This is a genomic window from Arachnia propionica (genome assembly GCF_003932785.1).
Classification (GTDB): domain Bacteria; phylum Actinomycetota; class Actinomycetes; order Propionibacteriales; family Propionibacteriaceae; genus Arachnia; species Arachnia propionica_B.
On record NZ_RQYT01000027.1, the window covers coordinates 19511 to 37327 of the forward strand.

A 17817-nucleotide genomic window follows, 5' to 3' on the forward strand; every position below is an offset into this window, starting at 1 on the left:
CTGGCCAAAAGTTAAGGCCCGATGGGGGTATAGCCCCTTGAGTGAGCCTTTCGGCCGCTCGTGGACAGGCATCGCAGTTGGTCCACGACGCGACTCTGCTCCTAGACTGAGGCGCTGTATGAAAGGGGGAGCCATGTCCGGCCCCAACGACAACTTCGATCCCAAGCAGGTCGCAGCCCTGAGCGTGGAGGCGATCGACGGGTTCGTTGCCGAAGCCCTGGCCGCTGTTGGGGCGGCCACGACCACCGCCGAGCTCAAGCAGGTACGGCTCGAGCACGCCGGCGATCGTTCGCCGTTGGCGCTCGCCAACCGTGAGATCGGTGCGCTGCCTCCCGCCGCACGCAAGGACGCCGGCGCCCGCGTCGGCAAGGCGAGGGGCCGGGTGACCGAGGCCATCGTCACGAGGCAGGAGGAGCTCGCGGCCCAGGAACTGGCCGCCGCCCTCGTCGCCGAGCGGATCGACATGACCCTCCCCGTGGAGGTGCGGCCCCAGGGTGCGCTGCACCCCATCACCTCGCTGATCGACGAGATGTGCGACGTGTTCGTCGGCATGGGGTGGGAGGTCGCCGAGGGGCCGGAGCTCGAGGCGGAGTGGTACAACTTCGACGCCCTCAACCTCGGCCCCGATCACCCCGCCAGGGGGGAGCAGGACACCCTCTGGGTCGAACCGATGGGGGCGGGCAAGCTCATGCGCACCCAGACCTCCCCGGTGCAGGTCCGGGCCCTGCTGACCCGGGACCTGCCGCTCTACATCGTCAGCCCCGGCAAGGTCTTCCGCGCCGACGAATACGACGCCACCCACCTGCCGGTCTTCCACCAGCTGGAGGGGCTCGTCGTCGACAAGGGCATCTCGATGGCCGACCTGCGCGGCGTCCTCGACCACTTCGCCCAGGCGATGTTCGGCGAGGTGACCATCCGGATGCGCCCGCACTACTTCCCGTTCACCGAGCCCTCGGCCGAGGTCGACATCCAGTGCTTCGTCTGCCACGGTGAATCCGGCCCCGACAAGCCGTGCCGCACCTGCCGTTCCGAGGGGTGGATCGAATGGTGCGGTTGTGGTGTGGTCAACCCGCGGGTGCTCCGCGCCTGCGGCATCGACCCCGAGGTGTACTCCGGTTTCGCCTTCGGCATGGGGGTCGACCGCACCGTCATGTTCCGCACCGGCGCCCCCGACCTGCGCGACTTCGTCGAGGGTGACATCCGTTTCTCCCGTTCCGCTGTCGTTGGAGGCACCCGATGAAGGCCCCGATCTCCTGGCTCCGCGAGCTGGTCAGGCTGCCCGCCGAGACCACCACCGCTGAGATCGCCGAGAAGTTCACGGCCCTCGGGCTCACCGTCGAACACGTCGAGACCACCGGCCCCGCCGTCACCGGGCCCCTGGTCGTCGGCCGGGTCCTCAGCTTCGTCGAGGAACCGCAGAAGAACGGCAAGACCATCCGGTACTGCCGCGTCGACGTCGGCGACCACAACGACGAGGCGACCGACGAGTATCCCGCATCGCGGGGCATCGTGTGTGGGGCCAACAACTTCGAGGAGGGCAACCTCGTCGTCGTCGCCCTGCCCGGAGCGGTGCTCCCGGGGGACTTCACGATCTCGGCCCGCAAGACCTACGGTCACATCTCGGACGGCATGATCTGCGCCGAGGACGAGATCGGACTCGGAACCGACCACAGCGGCATCATGGTGCTCTCGCCCACCCTGGGCCTGGCACCCGGCGACGACGCCCTCACCGCACTCTGGACCGCGGACGACGTGCTCGACATCGACGTGACCCCGGATCTCGGACACTGTCTGTCGCTGCGTGGCCTCGCTCGGGAGGCCGCCACCGTGCATGACGTGGCCTACCACGACCGTTACGACACCCCGATGCCGGAGCCGATCCGCGCCGGGTACCCGATCGCGAACCTGTCCGACCGGTGCACGGCCTTCGTCGCGCTCACCATCGAGGGCTTCGACCCGCTCGCACCGACGCCACGGTTCATGGTGGATCGGCTCGGGGCCTGCGGGGTGCGTTCCATCTCGCTTCCCGTCGACGTGACGAACTACGTCATGCTCGAATCCGGGCAGCCGCTCCACGCCTACGACGCGGAGAAGCTCGTCGGACCGATCCGGGTGCGACTCGCCAGTGAGGGGGAGGAGCTCACCACCCTCGACGGGGTGCGGCGCAAGCTCGACATCGACGACCTCCTCATCACCGACGACTCCGGCCCCATCGGCCTGGCGGGCGTCATGGGCGGGGAGAGCACCGAGGTCTCGGAGAGCACCAACGCGATCGTCCTCGAGGCGGCCGCCTTCTCGCCGGTCAGCGTGTCGCGCACCTTCCGGCGACACGGACTGCCCTCGGAGGCCTCCAAGCGTTTCGAGCGCACCGTCGACCCCGCCCTCGCTTTCGCCGCGGCCAAGCGGGCCGCCGAACTTCTCGTCGAGCACGGCGGCGGCCGGATCCTCGACGGCTACACCGTGGTGGGTGGCGTGCCTGCCAGGCACCGCATCGACATGCGGGCCGGGCTCATCCCCGCGATCCTGGGCGCCGATGTGTCGACCTTCGAGGCCGTGCGGGTACTGGAGGCCGGCGGCTGCCGCGTCACCGCGCTGGGTGACTCGCTCACGCTCGAGGTGCCGACGTGGCGTCCGGACCTGCGCGATCCCTACGACATCGTCGAGGAGGTCGGCCGCAAGGTCGGCTACCACCGGATCGGTCGGCGCATGCCCGTCGCCCCGCCCGGGCGGGGACTCACCCCCACCCAGCGCTCCCGCCGGGCGGTCGTTCGCGCCGCCGCGGAGGCGGGATTCACCGAGGTGCTGAGCCTGCCGTTCATGTCGGAGGCTGATCTGGACAACATGGGTCTCGACCCGTGGGATCCGCGCCGGCTCGCCGTGAAACTCGCCAATCCGCTGGCGGAGACCAGCCCCTACCTGCGCACCTCGCTGCTGCCGGGGCTGTTCGCCGCGGTGACCAGGAACACCTCCCGTTCCCTGGACGACCTCGCCCTCTTCGAGCGCGGCCTCGTCTGGTCGGATCGCGGCGCCACGGTCGCGCCCCGGCCCAGCGTCGAGCAGCGTCCCACACCGGATGAGCTGGCGGCGCTCGACCAGGCCCTGCCCGCGCAGCCCGAACTCATCGCCGCCGTGGTGACAGGGTCGTGGCTGCCCGCCGGGTGGCACGGTCCCGCCGTTGCTGCGGACTGGCGTCACGTCGTCGCCTTCGCCGAGGCCGTCTGCCAGGCGGCCGGGCACCGGTTGGAGCGCCGCAACTACACGCAGGCCCCGTGGCATCCAGGACGGTGCGCCGGGCTGCTGGCCGGTGGGGAGCACATCGGCTTCGCGGGCGAACTCCACCCCAGCGTCATCCAGGCATTCGGTCTGCCCGCCCGCACCTGCGCCGTCGAGATCGATCTCACGATGCTCCATGGACTGGCCCCCGAACCGGTCCGGATCCACCGACTCGCCGGGTTCCCCGTCGCGAAGGAGGACGTCGCCCTCATCGTGTCGGAGAACGTCCCCGCCGAGGGGGTGCGTCAGGCCCTCATCGAGGGTGCCGGCGAGCTGCTCGAATCCGTGACCCTCTTCGACGTGTACCGCGGCAACCAGGTGCCCGAGGGCAAGAAGTCCCTGGCCTTCGCGCTGCGGTTCCGCGCCGACCGGACGCTCAAGGATTCCGAGGCCGCCGAGGCCAGGGATGCCGCCGTCGCCGTGGCCGCGAGGGAGTTCGGCGCCGAACAGCGGGCGTGATCCTTCAGCTGTGAGCCTCGGTGCCGTCCCCCCTGGAGAAGTCCTCCACGAGGGCGACGGCACGGCTGAACTCCTCCGCCACGGCGGGTGGGGGCGTGGAGAGGAACGACACGCCCATGGCCATCGCGAGGTTGGCGAGGAACCCCGGCAGGATCTCGTAGACGTCGAACACGCCGCCCTCCAGGGTGCCCCAGATGGCCACGACGATCGCGCCGGTCGCCATCCCCGCGAGGGCGCCCCAGCGGGTGAGACGTCGCCAGTACAGGGTGAGGATGACGATGGGGCCGAAGGCGGCGCCGAACCCGGCCCAGGCGAAGGCCACGAGACGCAGGATGGTGTCGTTGGCGTCCCAGGCGAGGATCGCAGCGATCACGGAGACCACCAGCACCCCGATCCGGCCGATGAGCACCGACCGCTGCGGGGTGAGGTCCCGTTTGAGGAAGGCCCGGTAGAGGTCCTCGACCAGCGCGGAGGAGGAGACCAGCAGCTGGGAGCTGATGGTCGACATGATCGCGGCGAGGATGGCGGCCAGCATGAAGCCCGCGACGAGCGGGTGGAACAGCAGCTGGCCCAGGGAGAGGAACACGGTCTCCGGATCGGCGAGGGAACCCGAGTCCCGGCGGTGCACGGCGATGCCGACGATGGCGGTGGCCGCCGCGCCGAGGCAGGCCAGGATCATCCAACCGATGCCGATGCGACGCCCCGCCCTCGCCTGCTGGGGGCTCTCGAGGGCCATGAAGCGGACGATGATGTGGGGCTGCCCGAAGTAGCCGAGCCCCCAGGCGATGGAGGAGACCACGCCCAGCACGGTGGTGGAGGCACCCCACAGTGCCCAGGTCGTCGGGTCGAGCTCGGTGACGGTGCGCACCAGGGGGCCGATGCCGCCGAGATGGATGATCCCGGCGACGGGCACCGCCACCAGGGCCGTCACCATCATGAGACCCTGCACCACGTCGGTGTACGCGACGGCGAGGAATCCCCCGACGAGGGTGTACAGCACCGTGGTGCCCGCCACGATCAGCATGCCGACGCGGTAGTCCATCCCGAAGGAGCTGTTGAAGAACTTGCCGCCCGCGACCATCCCGCTGGAGACATAGAAGGTGAAGAAGACCAGGGTGATGATTCCCGCGGTGATCTGGAGGAGCCGGGAGGAGTCGTGGAGCCGTCGCCCCAGGAAGGTGGGGATGGTGAGGGAGTTGTGCGCGACCTGGGTGTAGGTGCGGAGCCTCGGGGCGGTGTACTTCCAGTTCAGCCAGGCGCCCACCGTCAGCCCGATGGCGATCCACAGCTCCACGAGACCCGAGACGTAGAGCGCTCCCGGCAGACCCATGAGCAGCCACCCCGACATGTCCGACGCCCCGGCTGACAGCGCGGTCGCGACGGGGCCGAGCCGCCGGCCGGCCAGCATGTAGTCGTCGATGTCCGTGGTGCGTCGGTATGCCCACAGCCCGATGAGGATCATGGCGACGAAGTACACGATCATGGCGATGGTCTGGTAGGCGTGATCACTCATGGCGGCTCCTTCCGCATTGGCCACCAAGGTAACCCGACCGAAGCGGCGGTGGGCTGCTTTCCGTCATTTGGTTAGGATGCGAGGGTGCTGAACAGTGTTCGAATCGTGGCGGCCGGCTGTCGCATCCTGGGGACCTGGGGACTCGCCGACCTCTCGATGCGTCGCGTCGCCGAGGAACTCGGCGTCCAGGCGGGGGCGCTGTACTACCACGTGCCGAACAAGCAGTCGCTGCTCGCCGGAATCGCGGATGTCATCCTCGCCTCGGTGCCGGTCCCTCAGGTCGAGGAGCCCGGCGAGTGGCTCCGTGGCTGGTGCCATCGCCTGCGACGGGTCCTGCTCGACCACCGCGACGGGGCGGAGCTGGTGGCGTCGACGACGGCGCTGGGGCTGGGGGAGGTGGACCCGACGGCCGAGGGTCGGGAGGTCCTCCAGAAAGCGGGCGTCGCGGAACCGGAGGCGACGATGGCCGCCTTCCTCCACTTCGTCCTCGGCCACACCATGGCCGAGCAGACCCGCAGCCAGCTCGTGGCCCTCGGCGTCCTGGCCGGGTTCGACGCCGAGCAGGCCGAATCCGACTTCGGCCACGGCGTCAACCTGCTGGTGCGGGGGCTGTCGGCCGGGGTGGGCTACACCACGGCCCAGCAGTAGAGCCCTCGGCCCTCCGCGCGGGCCTGCCGGGCCAGTGCCGCGAGCCTGTCGGCCTGGTCGGCCAGGCCCTCAGGATCGGCCATGCCGAAGAACTCCTCGATCCCTGCCCACTGGGGTGCGACCCGGTCGAGGTCCTCGCGGCCGGTCTCGGCCAGCAGGTCGCGTGCCTGGTCGTCGAGCCTCGTCACCGTGCGCTCGCCGTCGTCGCCCATGGCGATGAGGTCGTCCTCGAGCTCCGCGGCCTCCTCCTCGCCGACGAGGAGTTCGAGCAGCGCTCCGAGCTGGACGCTCGGCTCGAAGTCGGCGTCGACGGCGGGTAGGGCCTCGCCCTCATCAGGGTCTGCCGGGCCCCCGACCCACTCCAGGGTCCGGGCGGCCTCCTCGTCCGTGGCGGCGATGAAGTAAGTGATGAGCATGACTTCCTCTCAGGCGGGGACGACGTTGACGAGTTTCGGGGCGCGGACGATGACCTTCCGGACGCCGTTCGGGATCTCCTTGAGGATGCGGGGATGGGCCAGGGCCAGACCCTCCAGCTCCTCCTCCGTGATGTCCACCGACACCTCGAACTGGGCCCGCACCTTGCCGCGCACCTGCACCACGGCCGTGACCGTGTCGTCGGCGACCAGCGCGGGATCCGCGGTCGGGAAGGGCTCATGGGCCAGCGACTGCTCGTGCCCGAGGCGATGCCACAGCTCCTCCGCGATGTGGGGGGCCAGCGGCGCGACCATGAGCACCAGCGGCTCGACGGCGGCGCGGGGCACCCGGTCCAGTTTCGTCAGCGCCGAGTTGTACTCGGTGAGGCGGGCGATCGCGGTGTTGAACGACAGGGCGTCGTAGTCCCGGCCCACCGCGTCGATGGTCTTGTGCATGGCCCGCAGCGTGGCGTCGTCGAGAGCATCGTCGCTGACGTGCACCTCGCCGGTGGTCTCGTCGACGACGTTGCGCCACAGGCGTTGCAGGAACCGCTGGGAGCCGACGATGGCGCGGGTCTCCCACGGCTTCGACTGGTCCAGTGGGCCCATCCCCATCTCGTAGAGGCGGAAGGTGTCGGCGCCGTACAGCTCGTACATGAGGTCGGGCGTGACGATGTTCTTCAGGGACTTGCCCATCTTCCCGTACTCGCGCTTGACGTCCTGGCCCTGCCACACGTAGCGGGTGACGCCGTTCTCCTCGATCTCCTCGACCTCGTCGGCCGGGACCGGCTGTCCCCGGTCGTCTCGGTACGCGTAGGCCTGGATGTAGCCCTGGTTGAACAGGCGACGGAACGGCTCGGCGGAGGAGACGTGCCCCAGGTCGAACAGCACCTTGTGCCAGAACCGCGCGTACAGCAGGTGCAGCACCGCGTGCTCGACGCCGCCGACGTACAGGTCGACGCCGCCGACATCGCCCTCGCCCCGGGGACCCATCCAGTAGCGTTCCACCTCCTCGTCGACGAACCGCTCCTGGTTGGCGGGATCGAGGTAACGCATCTCGTACCAGCAGGAGCCGGCCCACTGGGGCATGACGTTGACCTCGCGACGGTAGCTCCGCACCCCGTCGCCGAGATCCAGCTCGACGGTGGTCCAGTCCGTGGCGCGGGACAGCGGGGGCTGCGGGTCCGAGTCCTTGTCGTCCGGGTCGAGGGCCTGCGGCTTGTAGTCGCTCACCTCGGGCAGCGTCACCGGCAGCATCGACTCGGGCAGCGCGATCGGCAGCCCGGCCTCGTCGTAGACGATGGGGAAGGGCTCGCCCCAGTAGCGCTGGCGGCTGAACAGCCAGTCGCGCAGCCGGTAGGTCACGCTCGCCTCGCCGAGGCCCTTCGCCTCCAGCCAGGCGGTGATCGCGGCCTTCGCGTCGGCCACGGTCATGCCGTTGAGGGAGATCTCCGAGTTCTCCGAGTTGATGACCGCGCCGTCGCCGGTCCAGGCGGATGTGCCGTCGTGCTCCGGGCCGGGGGTGACGGTGTGGATGATCGGCAGGTGGTACTGGGTGGCGAACTCGAAGTCCCGCTGGTCGCCGGAGGGCACCGCCATGATGGCCCCGGTGCCGTAGCCCATCATCACGTAGTCGGCGATGAAGATGGGGATGGCGCGACCGTCGACGGGATTGACGGCGAAGCGGCCCGTGAACAGGCCTGACTTCTCCTTCGTCTCGACACGGCGCTCCGCGTCGGTCTTCCGGGCTGCCTGCTCCCGGTACGCCTGCACGGCCTCGGCGGGGGAGGCGTGGCCGCCGGTCCACTTCGGATCGGTGCCCTCCGGCCACTCGGGAGCGGCGAGATCAGCCAGTGGGTGTTCGGGCGCGAGCACCATGAAGGTGGCGCCGAACAGGGTGTCGGGTCGGGTGGTGAAGACCTCGATCTGTTCGCCCGTCGTGGCCTCGGTGAACAGGACCCTCGCCCCCTCGGAGCGCCCGATCCAGTTGCGCTGCATGGCCTTGACCTTCTCGGGCCAGTCCACCTTCTCCAGGTCTGCCAGCAGGCGGTCGGCGTACGCGGTGATCCGCATCATCCACTGGCTCATGTCCCGCTTGAAGACGGGGAAGTTGCCGACCTCGGAGCGGCCCTCGTTGGTGATCTCCTCGTTCGCCAGCACCGTGCCCAGCCCGGGGCACCAGTTGACCGGCGCCTCGGAGAGGTAGGCCAGGCGATACGAGTCGACGACGCGACGGCGCTCGGTGGGGTCCAGGTCGGCCCAGGGCTGGCCCGACGGGGTGGGGCGCTGCCCACTGGCGAACTCGGCGATCAGCTCGTCGACGTGGCGGGCCCGGTCGGCCTTCTCGTCGTACCAGGCGTTGAAGACCTGGAGGAAGATCCACTGGGTCCACCGGTAGAAGTCGACGTCGGTGGTGGACACGCCGCGCCGCGGGTCGTGGGCCAGGCCGAGTCGGCGCAGCTGGCGTCGCATGTTCGCCACGTTGCTCTCGGTGGTGATCCGGGGGTGCTGCCCGGTCTGGACGGCGTACTGCTCGGCGGGCAGGCCGAAGGCGTCGTAGCCCAGGGCGTGCAGGACGTTGTGCCCCTTCATCCGCTGGTACCGGGCGTAGGTGTCCGTGGCGATGTATCCCAGGGGGTGGCCGACGTGGAGGCCCGCGCCGCTGGGGTAGGGGAACATGTCGAGGATGAAGAGCTTCTCGCCGCGGGTGGCGACCGCGGCCGGGTCGGCCCACACGCCGCTGGGGTTGGGACTGTGGAAGGTGCCCTCCTGCTCCCAGCGGTCCTGCCACTCGGTCTCGATCCTCCCGGCCAGCTCGGCGGTGTAACGGAACGACGGCTCGCTCATCTCACTCCTCACGACAGGCCCTCGCCAAGAGGGCGAGGGCGTGGGGCGAGTCTATCGGAGCCCGCCGTCGCGGCTTCCCTGGTCGGGGCGGGGCGAGACACGCACAGGGTTGAATAGATATTCAATGTGAGGCATAGTTTTCATCATGACTTTCACAGTGGCCGTCGCCGGGTGCACGGGATACGCCGGAGGCGAGGTGCTGCGCCTCCTGCTGCAGCATCCCCTCGTCGAGATCGGTGCCCTCACGGGCAACTCGTCGGTCGGCGACCGGCTCGGGCAGCATCAGCCCCACCTCGCGCCGCTCGCCGACCGGGAGATCCTGGCCACCACCGCTGAGAACCTGGCCGGACACGACGTCGTCATGCTCGCCCTGCCGCACGGGGCCTCCGCGGAGATCGCAGCCGGGCTCGGCGACGACGTGCTCGTCGTCGACGCCGGGGCCGACTTCCGGTTGGAGGACCCCAGCCAGTGGGAGCGGTTCTACGGCAGCCCCCACGCGGGCACCTGGCCGTACGGGCTGCCGGAACTCCCCGGCTGCCGCGAGCAACTGCGCGGGACCCGCCGCATCGCGGTCCCCGGCTGCTATCCCACGGCGACCACCCTCGCCCTGCTGCCCGCCGTCGCCGCCGGCCTCGTCGACCCCGCGGCCATCACCATCGTCGCCGCCTCGGGAACCTCCGGGGCCGGGAAGGCCGCCAAACCCCACCTGCTGGGCTCCGAGATCATGGGCAGCGCCTCGGTCTACGGGGTCGGGGGAGTCCACCGGCACACCCCGGAGATCATCCAGAACCTCTCCCGCGTCACCGACGAGACCGTCAACGTGTCGTTCACGCCGATGCTCGTCCCGATGCCGCGGGGCATCCTCGCCACCTGCTCCGCGCCCATCCGCGACGGCGTCACCCCCGCCCGAGCCCGCGAGGCCTACGCGAGCGCCTACGCCGACGAGCCCTTCGTCGACCTCCTGCCCGAGGGGGCGTGGCCGGTCACGGCCAGCGTGGTGGGCTCCAACCGCGTCACGGTGCAGGTCACCGTCGACGAGGCCGCCCGGCGCCTGATCGCCGTGTCCGCCATCGACAACCTCACCAAGGGCACCGCCGGCGGCGCCATCCAGTCCATGAACCTGGCCCTCGGCTGCGACGAGACCGCGGGCCTCACCACGATCGGAGTCGCACCATGAGCGTCACCCACCCCACGGGATTCACCGCCGCGGGAGTGGCGGCCGGGATCAAGGCCAGCGGGGCCAAGGACCTGGCGCTGGTCCGCAATCTCGGCCCCAGCTTCGCCGCCGCCGGGGTCCTGACCCGTAACCGGGTGTTCGCGGCCCCCGTGAAGTGGACCCGACAGGTCCTCACCGGCGGGGCGCTGCAGGCCGTCGTGCTCAACTCCGGTGGGGCCAACGCGTGCACCGGCCAGCCCGGCTACGCCGACACCGTCACCACGGCCGAGGCCGTCGGGGCGGCCCTCGACGTCGACGCCACGGAGGTCGCCGTCTGCTCCACCGGGCTCATCGGGGTCCGGCTGCCGATGCCCGCCGTCCTCGCCGGGGTGGAGGCCGCCGCCGACGCCCTCGGCCCCGACGGCGGCACGGATGCCGCGCAGGCCATCATGACCACCGACACCGTCTGCAAGGAGGCGGCCGTCGCCCGGGACGGCTGGAGCGTCGGCGGCATGGCCAAGGGTGCCGGGATGCTGGCCCCCGGCCTGGCCACCATGCTGGTGGTGCTGACCACCGACGCCGACCTGCCCGCAGGCGACCTCCAGGCCTGCCTGGCCGAGGCGACCCGCGTCACCTTCGACCGCGCCGACGCCGACGGCTGCATGTCCACCAACGACACGGTCCTGCTCATGGCATCCGGTGCCAGCGGGGTCGCTCCCGAACGGGAAGCCTTCACTGCGGCGCTGACCGAGGTGTGCGGGGATCTCGCCAAACAGCTGATCGCCGACGCCGAGGGGGCCCACCACGAGATCACCATCGAGGTCGTCGGCGCCGCCAGCGAACGCGACGCCGAGGTTGTCGGTCGGGAGGTGGCCCGCTCCAACCTCTTCAAGTGCGCCATCTTCGGCGCCGATCCGAACTGGGGCCGCGTCCTCGCCGCGGTGGGGGTCACCGACGCCGTCTTCGACGCGGACCGCATCGACGTCGCCTTCAACGGGGTACAGCTGTGCCGTGACGGTCAGATCGGCGAGGACCGCGCCGGCGTCGACCTCAGCGGCCGGCACGTCCACGTCCTCATCGACCTCCACGCGGGACCCGCCACCGCCACCATCCTCACCACCGACCTCACGTACGACTACGTGAAGGAGAACGCGGAGTACTCGTCATGATGAGCAGGACCATCAGCCCCAACCGGGATCTCCTCCTCACCAAGGCCGCCACCCTCATCGAGGCCCTGCCCTGGTTGAGCAAGTTCGCGGGGGAGACCGTCGTCATCAAGTACGGCGGCAACGCCATGATCGACGACGACCTCAAACGCGCCTTCGCCGAGGACATCGTCTTCCTCCGCCGGGTCGGCCTCAAACCCGTGGTGGTCCACGGCGGGGGACCGCAGATCAACGCGATGCTGACCCGGCTCGGCATCACCAGCGAGTTCCGTGGCGGGCTGCGCGTCACCACCTCCGAGGCCATGGACGTCGTCAGGATGGTCCTCGTCGGCCAGGTGGGAAGGGAACTCGTCGGGCTCATCAACGCCCACGGGCCGCTGGCCGTCGGCCTGTCCGGCGAGGACGGCGGGCTGTTCCGGGCGGAGCGTCGGGGACTCGTCATCGACGATGAGGAGATCGACCTCGGGCTGGTCGGCGACGTCGCCTCCGTCAACCCCGCGGCCCTCCTGGACATCGTCGACGCGGGACGCATCCCCGTCGTCGCCTCCGTCGCGCCCGGCCCCGACGGGCAGGTCTACAACGTCAACGCCGACACCGCTGCCTCCGCCCTGGCCGTGGCGCTCGGGGCGAAGCGGCTCCTCATGCTCACCGATGTCGCGGGGCTCTACGCGGACTACCCCGACGAGTCGAGCATCATCACCGCCATCACCCCCGAGGAGGTGCGTGCCCTCACACCGTCCCTCACCGCGGGGATGGTGCCGAAGATGGACGCCTGCGTGCGGGCGGTCGAGGGGGGAGTGACCTCCGCCACCATCATCGACGGCCGGGTGCCGCACTGCCTGCTGCTGGAGATCTTCACCGATGACGGCATCGGGACGATGGTCAGCAAGGAGCACCAGTGAGTACCCAGGCGGAGCTCCAGGCGGCCTACCGGGCGGCCATGATGAACGCGTTCGGCACGCCGAAACGCGTGCTGGTGCGGGGCGTGGGCGCCCACGTCTGGGACGCCGACGGCAAGCGCTACACCGACATGCTGGCTGGGATCGCGGTCAACTCGCTCGGGCACGGCAACCCCGCGATCATGGCGGCGGTCACGTCCCAGCTGGGGACCCTCGGGCACATCTCCAACCTGTTCGCCTCCGTGCCGCAGATCCGGCTCGCTGAGCGGCTCGCCGAGGCGGCGGGCGGCGGCCGGGTGTTCTTCGGCAACTCCGGGGCCGAGGCCAACGAGGCGGCGTTCAAGATCGCCCGCCTGACAGGGCGGCCGCGTGTCATCGCGATGGAGGGTTCCTTCCACGGGCGCACCATGGGGGCGCTCGCCCTCACCCACACCCCTGCGTACCGTGCCCCCTTCGAGCCCCTGCCCGGGGGCGTTGAGTTCGTGCCCTTCGGGGACCGGGCGGCGCTCGCGGCCGCCGTCGACGACACCGTCGCAGCGGTGGTGATCGAACCGGTGCAGGGGGAGTCGGGGGTGATCCCGGCCTCGCCGGAGTACCTGGCGGCGGCCCGGGAGATCACCGCCCGGCACGGTGCGCTGCTGTGGCTCGACGAGGTACAGACCGGGGCGGGGAGGTGCGGCGAACTGCTGCTCGGTCGCGCCATGGGCGTCGACGCCGACCTCATCACCCTCGCCAAGGGCCTGGCGGGAGGATTCCCGATCGGGGCCTGCATCGCGACGGGGGAGGCGGCCGACCTGCTGACCCCCGGTGCCCACGGCAGCACCTTCGGGGGCAACCCCGTTGCGGCCGCCGCGGCCCACGCGGTGCTCGACCTGCTGGAGGAGGGCCTGCTGGAGCAGGTCAGACTCAACGGCGCGTGGCTCGTCGAGCGGATCGAGGCGCTGGCGCACCCCGGCATCGTGTCGGTGCGGGGGGCCGGTCTGCTGCTCGGCGTGGTGCTGGCGGAGGAGATCGCCCCTCGGGTCGTCGACCTCGCCCTGGCCGACGGCTGGCTCCTCAACGCGCCCAGGCCCGGGGTGCTGCGCCTCGCGCCGCCCTTGGTGATCCACCGGGAGGATCTGGAGCGTTTCGTCGAGGCGCTGCCCGGATGGCTGGAGCGGGCCGGTGGCTGAGATGCGTCGATCCGCGCGGTTGGCGTTGTTGCGCCGGCTGCTCCAGGAGGGGGAGTACTCCTCCCAACTCGAACTCAGCGACGCCCTCGCGGCTCAGGGGGTGGCCGTCAGCCAGCCCACGCTGAGCAAGGACCTGTTGGTGCTGGGCGCGGTGAAGCGGCGCGCGGCGGGCGGGTCGCTCGTCTACGCCGTCGGCGCGGCCGGGGAGGACGGCGGCGCGGCCATGGAGCGCCTGGCCCGCCTGTGCTCCGAGGTGCTGGTGTCACTGCAGAGCGCCACCAACCAGATCGTGATCCACACCCCGCCCGGGGCGGCCCAGTTCCTCGCCTCCCACCTCGACGGGGCACGGCTGCCCGGGGTGATGGGGACGATCGCCGGGGACGACACCGTTCTCGTCATCGCCAGCCACGAGGAGGCTGCCGACAGGATCACTGGCATCATCGCCCACATGACCCGGACGGGGAGACCCGCCCCGACGAACCCGGAAGGGGAGGACAATGACTGAGGGACGACTCTGGGGAGGCCGCTTCGCCGGGGCCCCGAGCGAGTGGATGTTCGAGCTGAGCCGCTCCACCCACTTCGACTGGCGCCTGGCAGGGCATGACATCGCGGGTTCCCAGGCCCACGCGAAGGCCCTGCACGCCGCGGGCCTGCTCACCGACGAGGAACTCGTCGCCATGGACGAGGGGCTGGCGGAGCTGCTGCGTCGGGTGGAGGCGGGGGAGTTCGTCGCGGCCCCCACCGACGAGGATGTCCACGGCGCGCTCGAGCGCGGGCTCAAGGAGATCGTCGGGGCCGAGCTGGGCGGGCGACTGCGCGCTGGCCGGTCGCGCAACGACCAGATCGCCACCCTCATCCGTGGCTACCTGCGGGAGGAGATCCGCGCCCTGGCGATCAATGTCCTCGCCGTCGTCCAGGCGTTGTCGACCCAGGCGGAGCGGTACCTGGGGGCCGTCATGCCGGGGCGCACGCACCTCCAGTCGGCCCAGCCGGTGCTGCTCAGCCACCATCTGCTGGCCCATGCCTGGCCCCTCATGCGCGACGTGGAGCGGCTGCAGGACCTGGACCGGAGGCTCGCGGTCAGCCCCTACGGGTCGGCGGCGCTGGCGGGGACCTCCCTGGGGCTGGACCCCGAACTGGTGGCGGTGGAGCTCGGCTTCGCCGCGTCGGTTCCGAACTCGATCGACGGGACCTCGGCCCGGGACCTCGTGGCGGAGGCCGCCTTCGTCCTGGCCCAGATCGGGGTGGATCTGTCGCGGCTGAGCGAGGACATCATCATCTGGTGCACGGCGGAGTTCGGGTTCGCGAGGCTCGCCGACGAGTGGTCGACCGGATCGTCGATCATGCCGCAGAAGAAGAACCCCGACGTGGCGGAGCTGGCCAGGGGCAAGGCGGGGCGGCTCATCGGCAACCTCGCCGGACTGCTCAGCACCCTCAAGGGGCTTCCCCTCGCCTACAACCGCGATCTGCAGGAGGACAAGGAACCGATCTTCGACGGCCTGGACCAGCTGCGGGTGCTGCTCCCGGCCTTCTCGATGATGGTGCAGACCCTCACCTTCGACGAGGCCCGCATGGCGGAGCTCGCCCCGGCCGGGTTCTCGCTCGCCACCGACGTCGCGGACCACCTCGTGCGCAACCGGGTGCCCTTCGCCGTCGCCCACGAGGTCGCCGGGGAGGCGGTGCGGTACTGCGAGGAGAAGGGGATCACTCTCCAGGACCTCACGGTGACGGATCTCCCCGTCATCAGCGAGCACCTCGACGCCGGGGTGCTGGAAGTCCTGACGGTGACGGGGGCCGTCGCCTCCCGCAACGGCAGGGGCGGTACGGCCGAGGTGCGGGTTGCCGAGCAGCGGTTGGAGCTCGCCCGGGCCGTCGACACTGCTGTGGAGTGGGCCGAGTCCTGAGACGGGAACTTCCCGGCCAGCGCATGGCTGAGCCGGGAAGTTCAGAGCATGTCCCGGAGGTCACGCCAGGTGGCGTGGCCCCCTGAGCATCAGGCGGCGTGCTTGCAGGTCTTGCAGCTGCAATCCGCGCAGGCGCAGGAGGAGCAGGACTTGCAGTCGCAGGAGCCGCAGGAGCAGGCCTCGTGCGAGCAGTTCTCGCAGGTGCAGTCGGAGCAGGTGCACGTGGCGCAGACGTCGTCGCAGTTGCTACAGGAGCAGGTGCTGCACTCGTCGTAGTGGCCGTCGTGCTCCCGGTGGGCGTGGCCGTCGTGGATGTAGTCGACGTGGTCGAAGTGGATCACGGCCTCGTGGCCGCAGTCCGGACCGTGGGTGTGCTTGTGGGTCTCGGCGGTGATGTGCTCAGTGGTCGTGGTCATGACTTCCCTCCTGGGTGTGGTTGAGTGCGTCGCCCACGACGTGGGCGATGTGCTGGTCACAGATCCGGTACCAGATGACCTGGCCCTGACGTCGCGTGGCCACCATGCGGGCGCCGCGCAGCACTCGCAGGTGTTGGGAGACGAGGGGCTGCGCGATGCCCAACTCCTCGACCAGCTGGCCGACGGTGCGCTCCTCGGTGGAGAGCAGGTGCACGATGGCGGCCCTGACCGGGTTGGCCAGTGCCTTGAAGAAGGCGGCAACCGGCTCGTAGTCGGTGACACGTGCGTTCGGCATGCAGCCATTCTTATATGCGAATCCTTGCATGTCAAGTCCTTGCGGGACGTTTCAGGGCGCTCTCGCTACCCTTGTCCGCGTGAATGCTCTTCTTGACGATCTCCTCTGGCGCGGGCTCATCGCCCACTCGACCGACCTCGAAGCACTGGGTCAGCACCTCGATGCCGGACCCGTCAAGTTCTATGTGGGATTCGATCCCACGGCCACCAGCCTCCACTTCGGGAACCTGGTGCAGCTCCTCGTCGCCCGGCGACTGCAGGAGGCGGGGCACCAGCCCTTCCTGCTCGTGGGTGGCGCCACCGGCCAGATCGGTGATCCCAAGGAATCGGGGGAGCGCGCGATGAACCCGAAGGAGGTCGTCGCGGCCTGGGTGGAGCGGATCCGGAGCCAGACGACGCGCTTCGTCTCCTTCGAGGGGGACAACGCCGCCACCATCGTGAACAACCTGGACTGGACGGCCGAGATGAGTGTGGTCGACTTCCTGCGGGACGTCGGCAAGCACTTCCCGGTCAACCGGATGCTGGCCCGCGACGTCGTCGCGAGGCGGCTCGAGGCAGGGATCAGCTACACGGAGTTCTCCTACGTCCTGTTGCAGTCCATGGACTTCCGGGAGCTCTACCGCCGGCACGGGGTCACCCTCCAGCACGGTGGATCCGACCAGTGGGGCAACATCACGGCGGGCGTCGAGCTCATCCGTCGCTCCGACCAGGGCAAGGCCCACGCCATGGCCACGCCGCTCCTCACGAAGGCCGACGGCACCAAGTTCGGCAAGACCGAGGCCGGGACGATCTGGCTCGACCCGGAGCTCACGAGTCCCTACGCGTTCCACCAGTACTTCCTCAACACCGAGGACGCCAAGGTCATCGACTACCTCAAGGTGTTCAGCTTCCGATCCCGCGAGGAGATCGACGCCCTCGAGAAGGCGACGGAGGACGAGCCCCACAAGCGACTGGCCCAGAAGGCGCTGGCCGATGACGTCACGGACATCGTGCACGGGGTGGCCGAGCGCGAGGCCGTCGTGGCGGCGGCCGGCTCGCTGTTCGGGCGGGGAGAACTGAGGGAGCTGTCGCCGGTCGTGCTCCAGGGTGTGATGAAGGAGATCAAGGCGGCCGAGGTGCGCCTGCCGATCCCGCTGGCCGACGCCTTCCTGGTGTCAGGAATCGTCGACTCCAAGGCAGCGGCTCGTCGAGCGGTGCTGGAGGGCGGTGCCTACGTCAACAACGAGAAGGTCGGGGACCCCGACATGGTCCTCGACCGGGAGCACCTCCTGGCCGATCGCTACGTCGTGCTGCGCCGCGGACGGAGAACCGTCGGCGGGGTGCAGGTGGCGTCCTCCTGACGGCGCTGCAGGAGGGTGTGACTCCTCGAGTTGCATCCTCCCGGCGAAGTCTGTAATGTTCTCCGAGCTGCCTGAAGGAGCAATCCACCAGGCAGCACCACTCCTCGGAGAGTCGGGTTGACAGCCTGATGAACCAGGGGTAAGCTAGGGGAGCTGCCGGGAGACCGGCCGAATCCCACCGAAACCCTCGATGTGACAAACACCGAGAACTTCGGTAAGCTAGATAGAGTCGCTCCCCTGCGGGGTGGGTGTCCGAAACTTGAGAACTCAACAGCGTGCTTTAAGTCAATGCCAATTTTTTGTGTAGCACCCTTTTG

At 69.9% G+C, this 17817-nt stretch carries 15 protein-coding genes; 10 read left to right on the forward strand and 5 right to left on the reverse strand.

The genetic code is table 11. The features are described from left to right. The first annotated feature begins 133 nt into the window (after nt 1–133). Both pheS and pheT read left to right on the forward strand, forming a co-directional pair. Nucleotides 134–1240 (forward strand): phenylalanine--tRNA ligase subunit alpha, encoded by a 1107-nt coding sequence (pheS, locus tag EII35_RS10725; protein WP_125228465.1) that lies wholly within the window; start codon nt 134–136, stop codon nt 1238–1240. Beyond that, nucleotides 1237–3732 (forward strand): phenylalanine--tRNA ligase subunit beta, encoded by a 2496-nt coding sequence (gene pheT, locus EII35_RS10730; protein WP_125228466.1) that lies wholly within the window; start codon nt 1237–1239, stop codon nt 3730–3732. The genes pheS and pheT overlap by 4 nt, the downstream gene beginning before the upstream one ends. Nucleotides 3733–3736: 4 nt before the next feature. On the opposite strand, the gene putP is transcribed toward pheT, so the two are convergent. Beyond that, entirely contained in the window at nt 3737–5245 is a 1509-nt protein-coding gene (putP, locus tag EII35_RS10735) for a sodium/proline symporter PutP (protein WP_125228467.1), read from the reverse strand. A gap of 84 nt (nt 5246–5329) precedes the next feature. Here putP and EII35_RS10740 point away from each other — a divergent pair, with 84 nt between their 5' ends. Beyond that, nucleotides 5330–5893, forward strand: coding sequence for a TetR family transcriptional regulator (locus EII35_RS10740; protein WP_260465103.1), 564 nt, complete (start codon nt 5330–5332; stop codon nt 5891–5893). Here EII35_RS10740 and EII35_RS10745 read toward each other — a convergent pair. Together EII35_RS10745 and leuS are read right to left on the reverse strand one after the other, a co-directional pair. Then, complete coding sequence (locus tag EII35_RS10745; RefSeq protein ID WP_125228468.1) at nt 5872–6309, reverse strand: hypothetical protein; 438 nt, start codon at nt 6307–6309, stop codon at nt 5872–5874. The genes EII35_RS10740 and EII35_RS10745 overlap by 22 nt on opposite strands. Nucleotides 6310–6318: 9 nt before the next feature. Further along, nucleotides 6319–9153: a leucine--tRNA ligase gene (leuS, locus tag EII35_RS10750; RefSeq protein ID WP_125228469.1), complete on the reverse strand. Its 2835-nt coding sequence runs from the start codon at nt 9151–9153 to the stop codon at nt 6319–6321. A gap of 145 nt (nt 9154–9298) precedes the next feature. Here leuS and argC point away from each other — a divergent pair, with 145 nt between their 5' ends. The 6 genes from argC to argH are packed head-to-tail and all read left to right on the forward strand — an operon-like array spanning nt 9299 to nt 15450. Then, nucleotides 9299–10330 carry an N-acetyl-gamma-glutamyl-phosphate reductase gene (gene argC, locus EII35_RS10755; protein WP_125228470.1) on the forward strand — a complete coding sequence of 344 codons (1032 nt, stop codon included), beginning with the start codon at nt 9299–9301 and terminating at the stop codon, nt 10328–10330. Next, the gene (gene argJ / locus EII35_RS10760; protein ID WP_125228471.1) at nt 10327–11478 is read left to right on the forward strand and encodes a bifunctional glutamate N-acetyltransferase/amino-acid acetyltransferase ArgJ; all 1152 of its coding nucleotides are present in this window, start codon (nt 10327–10329) and stop codon (nt 11476–11478) included. The genes argC and argJ overlap by 4 nt, the downstream gene beginning before the upstream one ends. Further along, the gene (gene argB / locus EII35_RS10765) at nt 11478–12377 is read left to right on the forward strand and encodes an acetylglutamate kinase (protein ID WP_125228479.1); all 900 of its coding nucleotides are present in this window, start codon (nt 11478–11480) and stop codon (nt 12375–12377) included. Before argJ ends, argB begins: the two co-directional genes overlap by 1 nt. Beyond that, nucleotides 12374–13546, forward strand: a complete 1173-nt coding sequence (locus tag EII35_RS10770; RefSeq protein WP_125228472.1) for an acetylornithine transaminase — start codon at nt 12374–12376, stop codon at nt 13544–13546. Before argB ends, EII35_RS10770 begins: the two co-directional genes overlap by 4 nt. A gap of 1 nt (nt 13547) precedes the next feature. Continuing rightward, complete coding sequence (locus tag EII35_RS10775) at nt 13548–14051, forward strand: arginine repressor (RefSeq protein WP_125228480.1); 504 nt, start codon at nt 13548–13550, stop codon at nt 14049–14051. Continuing rightward, nucleotides 14044–15450 (forward strand): argininosuccinate lyase, encoded by a 1407-nt coding sequence (argH, locus tag EII35_RS10780; protein ID WP_125228473.1) that lies wholly within the window; start codon nt 14044–14046, stop codon nt 15448–15450. The genes EII35_RS10775 and argH overlap by 8 nt, the downstream gene beginning before the upstream one ends. Nucleotides 15451–15539: 89 nt before the next feature. Here argH and EII35_RS10785 read toward each other — a convergent pair whose 3' ends face one another. Together EII35_RS10785 and EII35_RS10790 are read right to left on the reverse strand one after the other, a co-directional pair. Beyond that, nucleotides 15540–15866: a hypothetical protein gene (locus EII35_RS10785; protein WP_125228474.1), complete on the reverse strand. Its 327-nt coding sequence runs from the start codon at nt 15864–15866 to the stop codon at nt 15540–15542. Continuing rightward, nucleotides 15850–16161 carry an ArsR/SmtB family transcription factor gene (locus EII35_RS10790; protein ID WP_260465104.1) on the reverse strand — a complete coding sequence of 104 codons (312 nt, stop codon included), beginning with the start codon at nt 16159–16161 and terminating at the stop codon, nt 15850–15852. The genes EII35_RS10785 and EII35_RS10790 overlap by 17 nt, the downstream gene beginning before the upstream one ends. 79 nt (nt 16162–16240) lie before the next feature. Between EII35_RS10790 and tyrS the strand changes: the two genes are divergently transcribed. Beyond that, the gene (gene tyrS, locus EII35_RS10795; RefSeq protein WP_125228476.1) at nt 16241–17500 is read left to right on the forward strand and encodes a tyrosine--tRNA ligase; all 1260 of its coding nucleotides are present in this window, start codon (nt 16241–16243) and stop codon (nt 17498–17500) included. Nucleotides 17501–17817 lie beyond the last annotated feature (317 nt).